Here is an 18,247-nt window from a genome sequence, read left to right as displayed (position 1 = left end):
TTTTGTATTTTATCAAACCCTGCTACTAAATAGCTATGTATTCCTTTTGGAAATTAATAAGTTCCTTCCTATTTTGGGCTAACAAAATAAAAACCCATGTCAGAAAAACTCAGGATAACTTTAACCATCCATCATTTTCGCTGTCATGAGCCTTGAACATTTTAACATATTACCATGCAAAAAGAAAGGAGCGGTTCCCCGCTACGTCCATTATAATTGCTAGTAAAACATTTACCCCTTTATCGCCAATCTTTCTGGGAAAAACAGATTATTAAGCTCTTTAATTTTCGCTAAATCGCATTTTGGAACGCGCTCATATGTTAGAATACCGTTAATTTCTTGTTCGACATCTGTAAGTTGTGTATAGCAATAGCCCCATAGTCCTTTTGATTGGAAAATTGCTTCCATAATCTTGCGGTATTCTGTTATATAATCCTCTGCGTTCTCTACGGAAGTATAGCCCCAGCCGCTTTGATCACCCATTTTAAAAGCAATTCCTCCGAATTCTGTTAACAAGATTGGTTCTCCTTTATGAGCGTGATTTGCTGCATACACATCCCATTTACTATGAGCATGGGTAAGTAAATTTTCAACCGTTGAAATAGACTCCTTGAAATATTGATATTTCTCCTTCTCCTCTGCATTACCATGGGCGTAATTATGAATCGCACAAATGTCTGTATCGGTTGCTTCCCAGCCATCATTGGAGATTACAAGGCGTGTGCCATCAATGGCATGGAGCATATGATACATAGTTGTTGAAAAGTGCTGCTGTGTTTTATCAGAATGAATATCTGGAATACCCCAGCTTTCATTAAGTGGCACCCATGTGATAATAGACGGATGATTATAATCTCTCTCCACAATTTCCATCCATTCCTTCATTAATCTTGTTGCAGCTGTTTTTGTATAAATAGGTGCTGATGCGCATTCTCCCCATACTAGAAAACCTAATGTATCTGCATAATGCAAGAAAAGAGGATCTTCTGTTTTTTGATGCTTTCTACAGCCATTAAACCCCATTTCTTTAGCGAACTCGATATCTTTTTTAAAGTCTTCTGCTTTTGGAGCTGTTAAAAGTCCCTCTGGCCAATACCCTTGATCAAGAACCAGTTTTTGATAATAGGGTTTATTATTTAAATAGACCATGCCCTTTTCAGTATGAACTTTACGATAGCCAAAATAGGATTCCACCCGATCTAAAACTGTTCCACTTTCATCACAAAGTTCAAGAGAAACATCAAATAAATTTGGATGCTCTGGTGACCATGTGTAGCCATCATCATGAAAATTGGTACGAAAAATTTTATTTTGGATAATGTCTACTGCCCGTTTTTCGGTAATATTGTTCATTTTAATGCGATCTTCTGCAATCAAAGTATTCTTAAACATCATTTTGTAGTTTATATAATAAGTAGCTTTCGAAATATCTGTTTCTTCATTTAAAGCAAAATCCATCCATACGACGCCGCTATCAAGATCAGATGTAAATCGAACTTTTTCAATATGTTCATTATTTACTTGTTCTACCCAAACCGTTTGCCAAATTCCTGTCGAATTCGTATACCAAATTGCCCGGGGCTCCTCTTCCCAGAATTGTTTGCCCCGCGGAATCGTTTCATCTTTTAAAGGATCATAGACCTTAACAGTAATAATTTGATTTTCTTCTGCTAAATAATTGGAAATATCAAATGAAAACGAAGTATGCCCGCCTTCATGCTCTCCCACGAATTGTCCGTTCACATAGACCTTGCTATAATAGTCTACCGCCCCAAAATGCAAGATTGTTTTCTTAGCAGAATCATTAGAAATAACTACTTCTTTTTTATACCAAACATATTCATGGACAGCTCTTTCTCCAATCCCACTTAATAAAGATTGGTAGACAAACGGAACTTGTATTTCTTTTTCAAATGTTTCTTTATTAAAATACTGCTTTTTTTCTCCAATATTGTCATCATCAAACTGAAATTGCCATGTTCCATTTAAGTTAATCCACTCATCACGCACAAACTGAGGGCGCGGGTACTCTTGTCTCGTCATCTTATACACTCCTATGATTATAATCTTCGAGTATTTACTTGTCTTACTCTCTCAACAGAAACTTTTGGTTTTCTATCGATTGTAAGCAAGCCATTTACTTCTTGTTGGACATCTGTTAGTTGTGTATAACAATATCCACATACATATTCTAAATCCTGAACTGCATGATGGATATCTTCAAAACGTTTAAAAAACGCTTCTTCATCCTTCACTTGATTCCCATATCCCCAGCCTTCCTCTGTTTGAAAAGCAATTCCGCCAAATTCAGAAATAAGGATTGGCTGACCTTTATATGGGTAGTTCTTTGCAAAGGCATAGAAACCTTTATTAAACTGGATGGAATTCGACATTAATTTTTCTTTATCTTCATATCTACTTGCAAGAAGCGCTCCAAATTCTTCATAGTCATGCAATGTGATAATATCGGAAACAGTATGTTCCCAGCCGTCATTTGTGATTACAGGACGATTGCCATCATATGCTTTTGTTAAATGATAGATACTTTCTGTAAAAGCTTGTTGCTGTCTGTCATGATGGATATTACCAATACCCCATGATTCATTAAATGGAACCCATGTGATTACACTTGGATGGTTGTAATTTTGCTTTACAATTTCTAACCATTCATTGGTGAAATTCCGAACAGCTTTGTCACTAAACCCATACGTTGAACCAACCTCTAACCAGACAAGAAGACCTTTTTTATCCGCTAAATATAAAAATCTGCTGTCCTCTACTTTTTGGTGCTTCCGTACTCCGTTATAACCCAATTCTAATACTTTATCGATATCTTCTTCTAAAGCGGAAACACTTGGTGGAGTTAAATCCGATTCTTCCCAATAGCCTTGGTCTAAAATTAAGCGTTGATATAGCTCTCTATTATTCAGAAGGATTCTATTTCCTTCAATAGAGATCTTACGCATTCCAAAATAGGATTGAACTTCATCCAGTAATACATCTTGCTGGTACAATTTAAGAGTCAAATCATATAGATTAGGATTTTCTGGACTCCACACCTTCATTGTCCATGGATCCAGTCTTTCTAAAACACTTCCTTTAAGTATTGCTACATTATCAACTATATTTGCCGTTAATTCATTGATTACTTTGCCATTAAATTGGATTGTTGCTACTACTTTATATCCTTCTGCTGTAAGCGGGATGTCTTTTGTTTCTACTTCTATCGCTACTTTTTGCTCATCAAATAATGGTGTAATTTTAGCATGGTTTAAGTGAGCTTCATTTACATACTCCAACCAAACCGGTTTCCATATTCCCGTTGTTTGAACATACCAGCAGCCAAAATTTTCATCATGCCAGCGTTGTTTTCCTCTCGGTTGTGCACAATCCTTTGAATCTTTGACTTTAACAGTCAGTTTATTCTCGCCAGTTGTCACATAGTTAGCTATATCTACAGAAAAACCATGGTAACCTCCTTGATGAATTGTTACGAGATGACCATTTACATAGATAAACGCCTCATAATCTACTCCTTCAAAATGGACAATCGGATGCTTTTGTATATCATCGATTGTAATCGTTCTTTCATACCAAACCGTTTCGTGATGTTCTTGCTGATTAATCCCACTTGCTTTCGTTTCATAGGTGAACGGCACATTTATGGTTGTGCTCTTTGGAAAAGATGCATACCACTTCTCCTTCTCCCCTACTTTTTTATCATCAAAAGCAAATTTCCATTCTCCGTCTAGTGAAACCCATTCCGCTCTGTGGAATTGAGGATTTGGATGCCATTCATTCATTAATTTATACCTCCAACTTGTTCATTTCTTGTCCTATTTATTTTTCGTATAGATTTATTTTTTGCTAAAACTAAGATACCCGCCGACATACATAAAACTAGACTTATAATATCCATGATCGTATAAGATAGTGCCCCACATACGAATAGCCAAACTGCGACCTTTACATGGACTTGATCATCTATCATATATTTTTTTGCACAAACTAAATTAATTAACCCGAGACCGATTAACAAGGCACCAAACATCCCTATAAATATATAGATACTTCCTACATACGATTCCATTGCTTTCATATAAGCGAACTTAGAATCCTCTACAAGCTTTGCACCTTCTACCTTTTTTAATGTCCCATATAGCAAGATCGTAAAGAGACCATCAACAATTTGCCAAACACCCACAATTCTCACTAAATTTCTTTCTAACTTTCTATTCATTATCCTTTCACCCCTGCAGATAACGACATAGATTCCAAGAAATACTTTTGTGCGAATAGATATAAAATAAAGGTTGGAATAATCGCAAACAATGCACCTGCCATTAATAAAGTCGGTTGTGCTTGATACATTCCTTGCAATAATTGTAGACCTGGTGTAATTGGCATCTTTTCTATATCATTAAATACAATGGACGGCCATAAGAAGTCGTTCCATGATCCCGTAAAGGAGAATAAGGCAACAACCAAAAGTACTGGTTTTACCAATGGCAATATTACTTTTCCTAAAATTTGAAAATCATTTGCACCATCCATACGGGCAGCCTCATCAAATTCGAGGGGAATATTATTCATAAACTGTCTAACTAGGAAGATATTAAATACTCCAGCAGCTCCAGGAACAATCATCGCAATCGGTGAATTCACCCATCCAAGGACATCGATAATTTTATAAAGAGGAATAAGATTTACTACTCCTGGAAACATCATCGTTGCCATTAAAAAAGCAAACAAACCGTTTTTACCCCTAAAATCCAATCTGCTAAATGCGAACGCAGATAATGTAACAACAATTAAAACTAAGATGGTATGTGATACAGAAATAACAACTGAATTTGTAAACCAACGTACCAATGGTGTACTTGTATTATCAACTAATAATGTTGTGTAATTTGTAAGTACCCATTCAATCGGTAAAAATTTAAAGCCCACTGTTTGTAGTTCTATTTCTGATTTAAAGGAGGTTACAACTCCCCATAATAAAGGAATAATCCAAATCACAGCCATGACAAGCAAAAAGGCAAAAGCAATTATTTTCGGTAGTGGATTGGTTCTTTTACTACTCATACTCTTCCTCCTCTAATTAATTCTTTCTCTCTCTTAAGAAAAAGAATTGCAATGATGCAACAACCATTATGCAAAGTCCAAGAATAACAGCCATTGCAGACGAGATTCCAGCAATCGATTGACCTGAACCAAAGGCATTTTGCTGAATATCCATTAATAACACTCTCGTTGAGTCTGTTGGGCCACCACCAGTTAACATTAATGGCTGACCATAGACATTAAATTGGGCAATGGTTGTGATAACAACCGTATAAAGAATTTGCCCTTTCATACTTGGAAGGGTGATTTTAATAAATTTCTGGAAAGAAGAAGCGCCATCAATGTCTGCTGCTTCATAGTAATCTTTCGGAATGCCATTCAGTGCCGCTTGGTAAATGATCATATTCCCACCAATCGTCCACCAAACCGTTACTACTACTAGTGCAATCCATGCAAACGGCTGTGTACCAGTCCAAACTGTTTCAAGATTAAATATATTATTAATTGGACCATACGTTACGTTAAACATAAGTCCCCAAATGATAATGACAGCAGAAATTGCGAATAATGATGGTAGATAGAATAAAGACTGAAAAACTTTCCACAGAGTCGGTTTTGTATTCAATGCCGCTGCAAGAAAGAGAGGTACAAGAATACAAAATGGGACGGTAAATAGAACAAATAAAAAGGTGTTTTTCAAACCACTATGAAGTTGTTCATAAAAGACGGAATCAGATTGAAGTAATAGTTCTTTATAATTATCCAATCCAACAAAGGTTGGGGAACTAATCAAATCCCATTCTGTAAAAGAGATATAAATTCCAAAAAAGATTGGAATCAGAAAAAACACTCCAAAAATAATCAAATGAGGTGCTAAAAATATCCATGGCGCAAAGGAGGTATTCCTAGTTTTTTTCATTTTCATTTGATTCACATATTTCGTAGTGGGAACAGTTTCCATACACCCTACTTCCTTTCCTCTTGCTTTTATTAAAGTAAGATTCGTAGATTCTATACAATTAAAACTTATAGTCTAAATGCACTTATTTTCTTACTAGCAACTTTGATTTCTGTATGTAGGCTGTTTACTATTCTAGATAGATTGGGCCGTTTTGTTGATATTAGCTGCAGCTGAATACACTTCGCTTTTTGCGGGCAAGGTTTTAGTCACCGCGAGCATAACTAGTCATGTTTCCACGTATCTCGCTCGTTTAACCCGGTAGCACCTTTCGTGTATTCAGTCTGCTTAAGATTGGCTATTCTTCCTTTTCCTGCATGTTTTCAATTATCTAAAAACCCCTAAAATCCCAACTCAAAAAGTAAACACTTTCATTTTTATTCGAAAATCAATTATTCGAATTATCTTTTTCTACCTTTGCAGATATTTCTTTTTCCATATCCTCTAATGCTTTGTCCGTTTCTGTTTTGGAGAATACAACATCGCCCGCTTTCGAATCAAGCAATTCAGAAACATAACCATTGTATTTGTAGTCAAATATTTTTAATGTTGCTTGTTGTTCTGGTGTTGCTAAAAAGAATGATTGTGGCATTGCTTTATATTCTTCATTTTCTAATAGAGAAAGCGTTGCTGGGTTTTGACCGGATTTTGCCCATTCCATTGAATTATCACGAACCCAATCTAGAAACTCAACGACACCTTTTGCTTTTTCTTCGCTACGAGAATCATCTTTAAACATGACAAATTGGTGAGAGGAAGACCAGTTCACTGCTTTAGATAAGTCATCTGATAATTGTGGAGCATTTGTTAATCCCCAATTTATCTTTGACTCTTTAATTTGGTTTTGCATCCAAATTCCTTCTGGTAGAAAAACAACTTTTCCAGTTAAGAACATTTGCGTAGGATCTTCTCCATCCTTTGTCGTATAGCCAGCCTTCACATAATCTCTCCACAAATTAAAAGTATCTTTCGCTGCTTGGTTAACTAAAGTTGGTTGAATGCCGTCTTCTGTTAGCTCACCGCTATTTTGTGCATATAGTGACAAGAAATTAGGCTTCAGCCATGTTACCCCTAGTGCTCTGATTTTATCCTTTTGCGCTTGCTCACCAACTTGTTTAATCTCATCAAATGTTACAATATTATCATCCAATGCTGTCGGTAAATACTTATCCACTAAATCTTTATTGTAATAAAGTCCGAAAGTATGAATATCTAATGGAATACTATAACGCTCTGAATCTAGTTCTCCAATCTTCCAAGCCTCCGCAACATAATTGTCTGCCTTAATTTCTGGAAAATCGGCGAGCAAATCATTATAAGAAGTTAACATGCCATTATCTTTAAACTGTTTAATTCGTTCTGCATGGACGATTGTTAAATCTGGAATATTCTTTTTGGAGTTTACAATTGTCGGAATCTTTGTATACATGTCCGTTTCTTTTAATGAAACGTTTTTAATTTTGTATTCAGGATTCGTCTTATTATATTCATTTACCATTGCCTGCATGTTTTTCCCGTCAGGCCCTGTGTATGGATTCCAAAACGTAATTTCGTTTTTGGAACTGCTACTAGCTTCCGAATCTCCACAGCCTGCTAAAATACCAATTGAAAGCCCAATTACCCCAAGATACTTCCAAAGCTTACTCTTTGCCCCCACAATAATTCCTCCTTTTTATTTAACTCATTACTCAACTAAATTCTTTAACTAAAAAGTTAAAGTTTATCTTTTAAACCTTTTTACATTACTAATTTAACAACTTAAGAAAGCGTTGTCAATGCTATTTTATCAATATTTAAAGTTTTTTCTATTGCAGTTAAACACTACGAATGATAAAATAAATAAACAAGCTATTGTTTAACTAAATAGTTAAAGGAGGTCCCCATGCAAATACAAATTTCAAAGGATTATTTTCATATTTACCAAGCACTTGCTAGCGAAACAAGAATTGAGATTATTGAAATCCTTGCTAAAAACAATATGAATATATCTGATTTAGCAAAACAATTAGGCATAAGCGCCGCTATCGTTACCCGTCATATTCAAAAGCTAGAAGAAGCAGGAATCGTTAAATCGGAAAGAACCCCGGGAAAATCAGGACTGCAGAAAATAGTCTATTTAGCGATAGACAATATTGAAATTCATTTTCCAAGAAAAATATTTAAAGAATATCAACTCCACCAGACAGATTTAAAAATTGGTCATTATACTGATTTTTCCGCTATGCCTACTTGCGGAATTGCAACAGAAAAAGAAATCATCGGGAAAGCGGATGATCCTAAATATTTTATGGATAGCCAAAGAGTGGATGCACAGCTATTATGGTTATCCCAAGGTTATGTAGAGTACAAAATCCCAAATTTACTAGGACCAAATGAAATTCCAGAAATGGTAGAAATCAGTCTAGAGCTTGCATCTGAGTTTCCGATTTCCAATAATGTATGGCCAAGTGATATAACGTTTTACTTAAATAACGTGGAGATTGGCACCTACACTGTGCCTGGAAATTTTTCTGATGTGAGAGGTCGCTATACGCCAAAATGGTGGAATGATAAATTTAGTCAGTACGGCCTTTTAAAAACAATCAGGGTAAATAAAATGGATACAGGTATTGATGGGGAGCCGTTTTCTAGTGTCACGATTAATGATTTACAATTAGAGAACTCCCCCTTTCTCACTTTGAAAATTGCGGTTAAAGAAGATTCAGAAAGAGTTGGTGGGATGACTTTATTTGGGGAACATTTTGGAAACCATAAGCAAAATATACAGATTGGGATATATTATTTGGAGAAGGAAAATTAATATAGCAAAATTAATATAGCAAAATAAAAAGAAATGACCGTTTCCATTCTGTCATTTCTTTTTATTTTCATTTTCACGTTGAAGGTTAATAGCAACAGTAGCATCGTTTGTAGCAGTCATCACTACATCAAAATAAACGGATTAACATCAATAGAAATTTGCAGTCCATTTGTACTTATTTCTGTCTGGTAATGATCTAAAATCGACTTTAGAACTTCTTCCAGATTTGGTTCTTGTTTATATTTTATCAAACATTGATAGCGGTATTTATTTTTTATTCTTGCGATTGGTGAAGCGACTGGTCCTAAAATAACCGTTTGCGGTGATAATCTATTTCTGACGATCTGCGTGATTTTCTCCGCAACCCCTACTACCTTCATCAGCTCTTCATGACTAATCGTAATCATCGTAAGAAAATAGTATGGTGGATAGGCATGCTGTCTACGAATCATCATCTCCGTTTCATAAAAACGGTCATAATCCTGTTCACTCGCAAGTTCAATACTATAATGCTCTGGTGTATAGGTTTGAAAAATAACTTCCCCTTGTAACTCATGTCTGCCTGCTCTTCCGCTTACTTGTGTCAGTAATTGAAAGGTCTTCTCCGATGAGCGGAAATCTGGCAGATGAAGCATTGTATCAGCTGATAGTACGCCAACTAGCGTAATTCTTGGGAAATCTAGTCCTTTGGCAATCATTTGCGTGCCTAATAGAATATCTGCTTCTCCATCTTGGAATTTTTGCAGCAGCTTTTCATGGGCTCCCTTTCGACTAGTTGTGTCCACATCCATCCGAATAACTCTTGCTTCAGGCAAAATTTTCGCCAGCTCTTCCTCTACCTTTTGTGTTCCTGTTCCAAAATACCGAATATGCTCACTGCTACATTCTGGACAAGTGGTAGGCGTATATGTTTCATAGCCACAATAATGACACTTCATCTTATTTTGAAAACGATGGTAGGTTAAGCTAATATCACAATTCGGACATTTAACAACATACCCACAGTCACGGCACATGACAAAGGACGAATGCCCTCGCTTATTTAAAAATAAGACTGTTTGCTCTTTCTTTTCAAGGCGATCTTTCAGCTTATCTAGCAATGCTTCGGAAAACATGGAGCGATTGCCGGTTCGAAGTTCTTCCCGCATATCAATAATTTCTACATTAGGAAGGGATTGGTTATTCATTCGATTAGGAAGGGATAGTAAAGTATATACGCCTTTTTGGGCTCGTGCAAAGCTTTCTAAAGAAGGAGTTGCACTACCTAAAATAATCGAACAACCATGCTTTTTCCCTCTTTCGATGGCAACTTCCTTTGCATGGTAACGTGGATTCTCCTCTTGCTTATAGGTCATTTCATGCTCTTCATCAATAATGATAATGCCAAGATTCGTAAATGGAGCAAAGATGGCGGACCTAGCTCCTACGACAACTTTCACTTCGTTTCTTTGAATTTTTCGCCACTCATCATACTTTTCTCCCACTGACAATCCACTATGCAAAACCGCAACAAGTTCACCAAATCGCCCTTTAAAACGGTTAACCATTTGGGGAGTTAGGGCGATTTCAGGGACAAGCACAATCGCTTCCTCTCCCTTTGCCAATACTTTTTCAATGGATTGCAAATAAACTTCTGTTTTCCCGCTACCGGTTACACCATATAAGAGAAACACTTCATGGCGCTCCTCTTTGACCGCCTGATGGATCGGTGCAACAACTTTCGCCTGATCATCTGTTAAAGGCAAGGCATATGTTCTTTCAAACTCACGCTCTAGATAAGGATCTCGATATACTTCTTTATCCATTTCACCGAGAAGACCTTTTTCGACTAGCCCTTTTATAGCAGCTGTAGAAATCTTTAATTTCGTTAAGAGCTGTTTTTGTTCAATTGGTTCTGGATGCTCACTAAAAAACGCAAGTAATTCTTTTTGTTTTTTTGCGTTTTTATTCAGCGATTCTTCGTAATCGGTTAAATCTTCTCTCTTTACCAAAGGATAAATATGCTTTACCTTTTTCTTTTGACCTCTTGATTGAACCTCGTAGGAAACTTCTATTGTTCCTTTTTTCACTTCCTTTTGCAGAGCAGAAAGAGATACATTCTTTAGAGCTTCCTCCCACACTACTTCTTCCATATTGCGAAAAAGAGCAGCTACCCCTTCTGCCATGTCTTGTTCTTTTCCCGTTACCCTTTTTACCTTGCGCTCATATTTAGCCTTTAAAGCCGGCGGTAGCATCGCTTGAAAAGCAGAAATTTTATAGCAAAGGGTAGAATGAGACAACCAATCAGCAAGGGATAAAAGCTCTTTATTTAAAACAGGTACTAAGTCCATCGGCTCGATTATCTTTTTAAGTGATTTAAAACTAGACGTTTCCTCCAAGCTTTCCACAAATCCTTGAACCTTTCTAGGACCGAATGGAACAATAACTCGCATGCCTGGTTGAATAACCTCCTCCAGTTCTTCTGGAATGAGATAATCATAGGGTCTGTCCGTTTGTTTTGCCGGAACATCGACAATTACTTTCGCTACAGTCATTTCTGAACAGCTTCCTTCATCAAGACCGCTTGTTCCAAGATTTTTTCCGCTACTTCATCTTTAGAAAGAAGGGGAAGTTCGATGGAAGTCCCATCTTTCTTATACATTGTTACTAAATTTGTATCTGTTCCAAAGCCAGAATCCTGCCTATTTACATTATTAGCAACAATCATATCCGCATTTTTCCGCTTTAATTTATCCATTGCATACGCAGCCATATTTTGCGTTTCTGCTGCAAAGCCAATCAGAATTTGTTGATTTTTTCGCGACCCAAGTTCTGACAAAATATCCTTCGTCCGTGTAAATTCGATTGTTTCTGGACCGCTTTGCTTTTTCACTTTATGATCATATACTACCGTTGGCTTATAATCACTAACTGCTGCAGTTTTAATGATAATGTCAGACTTCTCGCTATAGCTTATCACCGCATTATACATCTCTTCAGCACTTTCCACAGAAATTACCTGTGCACCCTTTGGTGGGGCAAGATTTGTTGGTCCGGATACTAAAATAACATTTGCCCCATATGCAATTGCCTTTTTTGCAATACTATATCCCATTTTTCCAGATGAATGATTGGAAATAAAACGAACAGGATCAATTTTTTCTCGCGTCGGTCCAGCAGTTACGAGAACGGTTGTACCACTAAGGATGTTTTTCTTCCCAGAGAAATAATCCTCCATATGCTGAATAATCATTTCTGGTTCTTCCAATCTTCCCTTCCCAACATACCCGCATGCTAAATAACCTTCACCCGGGTTAATAAATCGATACCCATAGTCATGAAGCGTATTAATGTTTTTGATAACTGCGGGGTGATCATACATATGAACATTCATGGCAGGAGCAATCCAAACATCACTTGTCGCTGCAAGCAAGGTGGTTGTAATCATATTATCAGCAATGCCGTTTGCTATTTTTCCTATCACATTCGCTGTTGCCGGTGCGACTAAAATCAAATCAGCCCAATCTGCCAAATCAATGTGGGCAATCACTTTCGGATCTTTTTCATCAAATGTGTCCGTATATACTTCGTTTTTAGAAAGTGCTTTAAAGGTTAAAGGATTCACAAATTCCATGGCCGCTTCCGACATGATAACCTTCACATCCGCGCCCTTTTGCGTTAATTTACTTGTTAAAGCACATGCCTTATAAACCGCAATTCCTCCCGTAACACAAAGAAGAATCTTCTTTCCATTCAACATTATGCGCTTCCTTCCTTTCTTTCTGTTCTAAGAGTTTATGATAAATAATATTGTTTTATTTGTATTCCGTGGGGACAGCACGATTCACTGGGACGAGCGCCGAGCCGCTTCGCCAAATCTTAAATCGGAAACCAACCTGCTTAGTTAGAATTTAAACATTTATGGGAACACCATTATGTAGTCTTTCATTACTTCTATTATTGTTAAGCATATAATTAAATAACCATTATGTCCATGAAAAAAGACTTAGTAAATGGAATTGCTCCTTTTACCTAAGCCTTTTAGTTTGTACTATATTTTTCAAAAAAATTTAATTATTCCTCGCTTGAACCACTTGGAGTATTTACACGGTAAGTTAGCTGATCTTTATTAATCTCTTCTAATGCTTTTCCTACATTTTTATGAGAAACATATTTTGCTAATTGTGGTCTCGCATTTGTTTGTAGCTTTCTTGCTCTCTTTGCAGCAACAGATACTAATGAATATTTAGAATCGATTTTTGTCATTAATTTATCAATGGATGGATATAACATTATTTAGCCTCCAGCATTTTCTTGTATTTTGGTTCTACTCTTTCTCTGCGACAATGTTCAGCAACAATGATTGCTTTAATTTTTTCACAAGCATTCTCTACTGTATCATTTTCTACGACATAATCATATAAGTGCATCATTTCAATTTCTTCTCTTGCCACATTCATACGGTTGTTAATAATCTCTTCTGACTCTGTACCTCTTGTCACAATACGATTCTTCAACTCTGATAGGCTTGGCGGGCTTAAAAAGATAAATAAGCCGTCAGGAAACTTCTCACGAACCTGCTTTGCACCTTCTACCTCAATTTCTAAAAAGACGTCTTTCCCTTTTAATGTTGTTTCTCGTACGTAATCAACTGGTGTACCGTAGTAATTTCCTACAAATTCTGCATATTCTAGTAATTTCCCTTGTTCGATTAAGCCCTCAAATTCTTCTCTCGATTTAAAGAAATAATCTACACCATCTACTTCACCAGCGCGCGGAGCTCTAGTTGTCATGGAAATAGAATATTCAAAGGATGTATTTTGTTGTGAGAATATTTCCTTTCTCACTGTTCCTTTCCCTACACCAGAAGGTCCAGACAAAACGATTAAAAGTCCCTTTTCTACCAAATCTTTCTCCTACCCTTCGTCTATAATCTCATCACGATCATTTAATCGATGTGCAACCGTTTCTGGCTGAACTGCTGAAAGAACAACATGATCGCTATCCATTACGATAACCGCTCTCGTTCTTCTGCCATATGTAGCATCTATTAATGATCCTCTATCCCTAGCATCTTGGATAATGCGTTTAATGGGGGCAGATTCTGGACTGACAATAGAGATAATTCTATTTGCAGAAACTATGTTTCCAAAACCAATATTAATTAACTTAATGGACATTTGCCTACTCCAATCCTATTATTTTTAGTTTTAACTAGGAAGATTTATTCTAAACCCTATTTATTCAATGTTTTGGATTTGTTCTTTCATTTTTTCCAAACAGCTTTTCACCTCGACAACAATTGCTCCAATTGATGATGAATTAGCTTTAGAACCTATCGTATTGATTTCTCTGTTCATTTCCTGCAACAAGAAATCAAGCTTTCTTCCAATCGGGCTTTCTTCTTCCATAATTTGATAAAACTGTCTAATATGACTATGTAATCTAACTAATTCCTCATTAATATCTGCTTTATCTGCAAAAATTGCCACTTCTGTAATGAGTCTTGCTTCCTCTATCGGTTCCGGCAAATAGCTTTCTAGACGTGCTTTCAGCTTTTCCCGGTATTGTGTAATCACTTCAGGAGCTAATGACTGTAATTGTTCAACCCAAGTCTCTGTTTGCTTCAGGTTGTTTTCTAAGTCTTTGGATAACTCTAATCCTTCTATTGTTCGCATATTATTTAACTGGACAACCGCTTCTTCAACTGTAGTAAGTAATACTTCTGATAGTTCTTCCATGTCAAGTTCCCGTTCTACTATCTGAAAACACTCTTCTTGATTTAAGAGATCTCGTAGGGAGATAGGCTCTTCAATGGAATATTTGTCTTTTAATTGATGAAGTAATTGGTAATATTGATCAAGCAATGGCCAATCGACGATCATTTCTTGGCCCCTTTTCTCTTCATCTTCTAAGCTTACAAATACTTCTACTCTACCTCTATGTATATAGTTTGAAATAATTTTCTTTATTTGTTCTTCCAAATATAGAAATTGCTTTGGCATCCGAATAATCTGATCGCTAAACCTGTGATTGACCGATTTCATTTCAATGTGAAGTGTTGAATGATGATATTGTTTTGTTGCTCTTCCAAATCCAGTCATACTTTTTATCATGCTAACACATCCGTTTTCTTAAAATGTGCGAATTAATGTTGCTCATGCTTTTCCCGCAAAGTTTCGCTACTAACCCGCAGCCTGAATACACTTCGCTTTCCGTGGGGCGAGCGGTGAGCCTCCTCAGCTTCTCCTCCGGGGTCTCACCTGTCTCGCTAATCCCCGTGGTGTCTCCGTGTATTCAGGCTGCTTTATTATTCTTTAATAATTTCTCATCATACTTGCATAGCGTCGAATATTTTAGAAAAAACAGCATTAAAAACCACATTAAATAAATAAAAGGTAATAGAGTGGTCTCTACTACCTTTTGGATTATAACATATTTTATTTTGATTTACTTAATAAAAATGATCCTGCGAGTAAAAAAGTTGGTACGGAAGCGAATCCGATGATCATTGGCCAATCTTTCATTGCTATTGGCAGTGTATGGAAGATTTCTTGTAGGAATGGTACGTAAATGACAACTAGTGCAAGTACAAGGGATGAAATAACGGCCCATACAAGATACATATTGCCAAATGGGTTTCTTGAAAAAATTGATTTTTCACTGCGGCAGTCAAAAACATGTATTAACTGAGCAAGGACTAATGTGATAAATGCCACTGTTTGGGCGTATTCTAGATTTTCTGGATTATTATCATAGGCAAACATAAACGCTAAAATTGTGGAAATCCCGATTAAAAATCCTCTTGAAATTACCTTCCAGCCGAGCCCTCTTGAAAATACACCTTCATTCGGACTTCGCGGACCTCTTTTCATGACATTGTCTTCTGGTCTATCCAAGCCTAAGGCCATTGCTGGCAATCCATCTGTTACTAAATTCACCCATAGAATTTGGATTGGTACAAGTGGTAAAGGTAGAGCTAATAACATCGCAAACAGCATAACCAGTATTTCCCCAACATTTGAAGCTAGTAAATAACGGATAAATTTACGAATATTTTCATAGATATTTCTACCTTCTACGATCGCTGCTTTAATGCTTGCAAAATTGTCATCCATTAATACTAAAGAGGATGCTTCCTTCGCTACATCTGTACCTGTAATTCCCATTGCAATACCGATGTCCGCCTTCTTGATTGCTGGAGCATCATTCACTCCATCACCAGTCATAGCTACGACATGTCCTCTATTTTGGAAAGCTTGAACAATCTTCAGTTTATGTTCTGGAGAAACGCGAGCGAATACAGCAACATCTTCTACAATATCCTCTAATTCTTGTAAACTTAAATCTGTTAGCTCTTTTCCTTCCATTACCTTGGAACGGTTATTGGCAATGCCAAGCTGCTTAGCAATCGCTTTTGCCGTAATAACATGGTCTCCGGTAATCATAACTGTCTTAATTCCAGCTTCTTTACATTCTTTAACAGCTTTTTTTACTTCTGGTCTTGGCGGGTCAATAATGCCTTGGAGCCCGATAAAAATTAAATCCTTTTCCGCTTCTCTTTCGTGCATAATAATCGTATTTGGAGATATTTCCTTATATCCAATAGCAATCGTACGAAGCGCTTGGGAAGCTAATCCGTTAATCGCTTCCTGCACTACTTTCTTCTGCTCACTTCCTAATACAGTGGAACGATTTTCAAAAAGAATCGATTTACTTTGACCAATCAACACATCTGGTGCTCCTTTTGTTACGACAAACTGTCTTCCAGATGGGTCCTTTACGATCACACTCATCATTTTTCTTGTCGAATCAAAAGGAAATTCATTCACTATCGTAAATTGATTTAATAATTGAGAGCGCGAAAATCCTGCCTTCATACCAGCAACTAGTATAGCGCCTTCTGTCGGATCACCGTTTAAAACATATTCTCCGTCTTTTTGCAGTATCTCTGCATGATTACAAAGCATTCCAAATGTTAAAAGCTGTTGTAACGCCTTATCTTTAGCAGGATCGACTAATTTTTCATCTGCATAGTATTTTCCTTGTGGTTCGTATCCTGTTCCATCTACTGTATACGTTTTGCCACCAATCCATGTTCTTGTAACCGTCATTTTATTTTGCGTTAATGTACCGGTTTTGTCTGAACAGATTACAGAAGCACATCCCAGCGTTTCTACTGCAGGCAACTTACGGACAATTGCATTTTTTCGGATCATTTTCTGAACGCCAAGAGATAAAGCAATTGTAACAATCGCCGGTAGCCCTTCTGGTATTGCAGCAACTGCTAAGGATACACCTGCTAGAACCATTGTGTATAAATCATGTCCTTGAAGTACACCAATTACTACAACTAATACTGTTAATAGCAAGGCCGTTACAATGAGAATCTTCCCTAGCTGCTCTAATCTTCTTTGCAGTGGGGTTGTCACAGAATCTGCATTTTGCAGCAAGTCTGCGATTTGTCCCATCGCCGTCTTCATTCCCGTACCGATTACGACACCAACACCACTTCCACGCGAAACCATCGTACCCATAAAGCCCATATTCTCCATATCACCGAGCGCTAAATTATTATTCTTAATGGCTGATACGATTTTAGGAACAGGTACAGATTCACCTGTTAACGCTGATTCTTCGACCTCTAAACTTCTTGATTCTATTATTCTTACATCTGCACCGATTCTGTCCCCGCTTGCAAATTTAATGACATCCCCAGGAACTAATTCCTTTGATAAAATATTTATCCATTCCCCGTTGCGAAGGGCATGAACATGGGGCTGTGATAACTCCTTTAAAGCAGACAAGGATTTCTCTGCACGAATTTCTTGAAAAAATCCAAGAAAACTATTGAGAATGATGATTGCAATAATGGCAATCGCATCAATATATTCACCCAATAAACCTGAAACAAGCGTAGCAGCTAAAAGAACAAGTACCATAAAATCCTTAAATTGACTGAAGAAAATAAGCAATAGTGATTGCTTTTCTCCTTCCTCTAATTCATTAAATCCAAAATTCTTTCGTCGCTTTTCCGCCTCTTCATCCGTTAATCCAGCCGAAAAATCAGTATTCAATGTTTGTTCTACTTCTTTTTCGTTCATTTCATGATAGTTCATCCGGCCATCTCACTTCCCCCTTTTTCATTCACCGTTCGCGAATAGCACTTTTGCGAAATAATTACGTAGTAGTTCTGAACAAAGGTTAGCAATTCTAACTAACATACATAGTTGTCCCAACACCACTCTATGGAAATCATATTCAGGCTTGGCCGAAAAAATGCTATCAAGGTTAGATTTTTATTTCGCTTTAAAATTAAAAATAATTTTTTGGCCATTTCTTCTTATCATAAGATGCTAATTTTTTCTTTATTAAGGCTACCAAATCCTTGTATTTCTTTGTAATTAAAGATAGAGTAAAGAGGGAAATTATTATAAATGAGGTTG

14 protein-coding genes are annotated in these 18,247 nt (G+C 36.8%); 1 reads left to right on the top strand and 13 read right to left on the bottom strand.

Features of this window, described 5'->3' with window-relative positions:
* Positions 1-231: 231 nt before the first annotated feature.
* The 6 genes from ACWNMZ_RS11505 to ACWNMZ_RS11480 form a co-directional block, all read right to left on the bottom strand.
* Positions 232-2,043: a glycoside hydrolase family 2 protein gene (locus ACWNMZ_RS11505; protein ID WP_251627331.1), complete on the bottom strand. Its 1,812-nt coding sequence runs from the start codon at positions 2,041-2,043 to the stop codon at positions 232-234.
* A gap of 17 nt (positions 2,044-2,060) precedes the next feature.
* Positions 2,061-3,803 (bottom strand): glycoside hydrolase family 2 protein, encoded by a 1,743-nt coding sequence (locus ACWNMZ_RS11500; RefSeq protein ID WP_251627333.1) that lies wholly within the window; start codon positions 3,801-3,803, stop codon positions 2,061-2,063.
* Positions 3,803-4,240 (bottom strand): hypothetical protein, encoded by a 438-nt coding sequence (locus ACWNMZ_RS11495; RefSeq protein ID WP_031534377.1) that lies wholly within the window; start codon positions 4,238-4,240, stop codon positions 3,803-3,805. Before ACWNMZ_RS11495 ends, ACWNMZ_RS11500 begins: the two co-directional genes overlap by 1 nt.
* Positions 4,240-5,085 carry a carbohydrate ABC transporter permease gene (locus tag ACWNMZ_RS11490; RefSeq protein ID WP_235247712.1) on the bottom strand — a complete coding sequence of 282 codons (846 nt, stop codon included), beginning with the start codon at positions 5,083-5,085 and terminating at the stop codon, positions 4,240-4,242. The genes ACWNMZ_RS11495 and ACWNMZ_RS11490 overlap by 1 nt, the downstream gene beginning before the upstream one ends.
* A 16-nt stretch (positions 5,086-5,101) precedes the next feature.
* Positions 5,102-6,025, bottom strand: coding sequence for a carbohydrate ABC transporter permease (locus tag ACWNMZ_RS11485; protein WP_311295591.1), 924 nt, complete (start codon positions 6,023-6,025; stop codon positions 5,102-5,104).
* Between the two features lie 385 nt (positions 6,026-6,410).
* Complete coding sequence (locus tag ACWNMZ_RS11480; RefSeq protein WP_251627335.1) at positions 6,411-7,679, bottom strand: extracellular solute-binding protein; 1,269 nt, start codon at positions 7,677-7,679, stop codon at positions 6,411-6,413.
* Positions 7,680-7,904: 225 nt separating this feature from the next.
* On the opposite strand from ACWNMZ_RS11480, the gene ACWNMZ_RS11475 reads away from it, so the two are divergent.
* The gene (locus ACWNMZ_RS11475; RefSeq protein WP_235251009.1) at positions 7,905-8,822 is read left to right on the top strand and encodes an ArsR/SmtB family transcription factor; all 918 of its coding nucleotides are present in this window, start codon (positions 7,905-7,907) and stop codon (positions 8,820-8,822) included.
* Between the two features lie 122 nt (positions 8,823-8,944).
* Here the strand turns inward: ACWNMZ_RS11475 and priA are convergent, their stop codons facing one another.
* The 7 genes from priA to ACWNMZ_RS11440 all read right to left on the bottom strand — a co-directional run bounded on the left by priA (position 8,945) and on the right by ACWNMZ_RS11440 (position 17,920).
* A complete protein-coding gene (gene priA, locus ACWNMZ_RS11470; protein WP_251627336.1) occupies positions 8,945-11,356 on the bottom strand; it encodes a primosomal protein N' in 2,412 nt (803 codons plus the stop codon).
* Positions 11,353-12,561: a bifunctional phosphopantothenoylcysteine decarboxylase/phosphopantothenate--cysteine ligase CoaBC gene (coaBC, locus tag ACWNMZ_RS11465; protein ID WP_235251026.1), complete on the bottom strand. Its 1,209-nt coding sequence runs from the start codon at positions 12,559-12,561 to the stop codon at positions 11,353-11,355. The genes priA and coaBC overlap by 4 nt, the downstream gene beginning before the upstream one ends.
* 314 nt (positions 12,562-12,875) lie before the next feature.
* Positions 12,876-13,094, bottom strand: a complete 219-nt coding sequence (rpoZ, locus tag ACWNMZ_RS11460) for a DNA-directed RNA polymerase subunit omega (protein WP_031534362.1) — start codon at positions 13,092-13,094, stop codon at positions 12,876-12,878.
* A complete protein-coding gene (gene gmk, locus ACWNMZ_RS11455; RefSeq protein WP_031534359.1) occupies positions 13,094-13,708 on the bottom strand; it encodes a guanylate kinase in 615 nt (204 codons plus the stop codon). The genes rpoZ and gmk overlap by 1 nt, the downstream gene beginning before the upstream one ends.
* Positions 13,709-13,717: 9 nt before the next feature.
* The gene (gene remA / locus ACWNMZ_RS11450; RefSeq protein ID WP_031534358.1) at positions 13,718-13,981 is read right to left on the bottom strand and encodes an extracellular matrix/biofilm regulator RemA; all 264 of its coding nucleotides are present in this window, start codon (positions 13,979-13,981) and stop codon (positions 13,718-13,720) included.
* Positions 13,982-14,041: 60 nt separating this feature from the next.
* Complete coding sequence (locus tag ACWNMZ_RS11445; protein WP_251627338.1) at positions 14,042-14,917, bottom strand: YicC/YloC family endoribonuclease; 876 nt, start codon at positions 14,915-14,917, stop codon at positions 14,042-14,044.
* Positions 14,918-15,241: 324 nt separating this feature from the next.
* Entirely contained in the window at positions 15,242-17,920 is a 2,679-nt protein-coding gene (locus ACWNMZ_RS11440) for a calcium-translocating P-type ATPase, SERCA-type (RefSeq protein WP_251627340.1), read from the bottom strand.
* Between the last annotated feature and the right edge of the window lie 327 nt (positions 17,921-18,247).

Source organism: Niallia sp. Marseille-Q9988, assembly GCF_976954375.1.
This window is presented reverse-complemented; position numbering and strand designations above follow the sequence as displayed.

What these genes read in the sequence shown, in the direction of transcription:
- coaBC (WP_235251026.1), bottom strand. Translation starts at nt 12,561, where the DNA reads ATGTTGAATGGAAAGAAGATTCTTCTTTGTGTTACGGGAGGAATTGCG.
- ACWNMZ_RS11500 (WP_251627333.1), bottom strand. Translation starts at nt 3,803, where the DNA reads ATGAATGAATGGCATCCAAATCCTCAATTCCACAGAGCGGAATGGGTT.
- ACWNMZ_RS11490 (WP_235247712.1), bottom strand. Translation starts at nt 5,085, where the DNA reads ATGAGTAGTAAAAGAACCAATCCACTACCGAAAATAATTGCTTTTGCC.
- remA (WP_031534358.1), bottom strand. Translation starts at nt 13,981, where the DNA reads ATGTCCATTAAGTTAATTAATATTGGTTTTGGAAACATAGTTTCTGCA.
- ACWNMZ_RS11495 (WP_031534377.1), bottom strand. Translation starts at nt 4,240, where the DNA reads ATGAATAGAAAGTTAGAAAGAAATTTAGTGAGAATTGTGGGTGTTTGG.
- priA (WP_251627336.1), bottom strand. Translation starts at nt 11,356, where the DNA reads ATGACTGTAGCGAAAGTAATTGTCGATGTTCCGGCAAAACAAACGGAC.
- ACWNMZ_RS11475 (WP_235251009.1), top strand. Translation starts at nt 7,905, where the DNA reads ATGCAAATACAAATTTCAAAGGATTATTTTCATATTTACCAAGCACTT.
- rpoZ (WP_031534362.1), bottom strand. Translation starts at nt 13,094, where the DNA reads ATGTTATATCCATCCATTGATAAATTAATGACAAAAATCGATTCTAAA.
- ACWNMZ_RS11485 (WP_311295591.1), bottom strand. Translation starts at nt 6,025, where the DNA reads ATGGAAACTGTTCCCACTACGAAATATGTGAATCAAATGAAAATGAAA.
- ACWNMZ_RS11440 (WP_251627340.1), bottom strand. Translation starts at nt 17,920, where the DNA reads ATGAACTATCATGAAATGAACGAAAAAGAAGTAGAACAAACATTGAAT.
- ACWNMZ_RS11445 (WP_251627338.1), bottom strand. Translation starts at nt 14,917, where the DNA reads ATGATAAAAAGTATGACTGGATTTGGAAGAGCAACAAAACAATATCAT.
- ACWNMZ_RS11505 (WP_251627331.1), bottom strand. Translation starts at nt 2,043, where the DNA reads ATGACGAGACAAGAGTACCCGCGCCCTCAGTTTGTGCGTGATGAGTGG.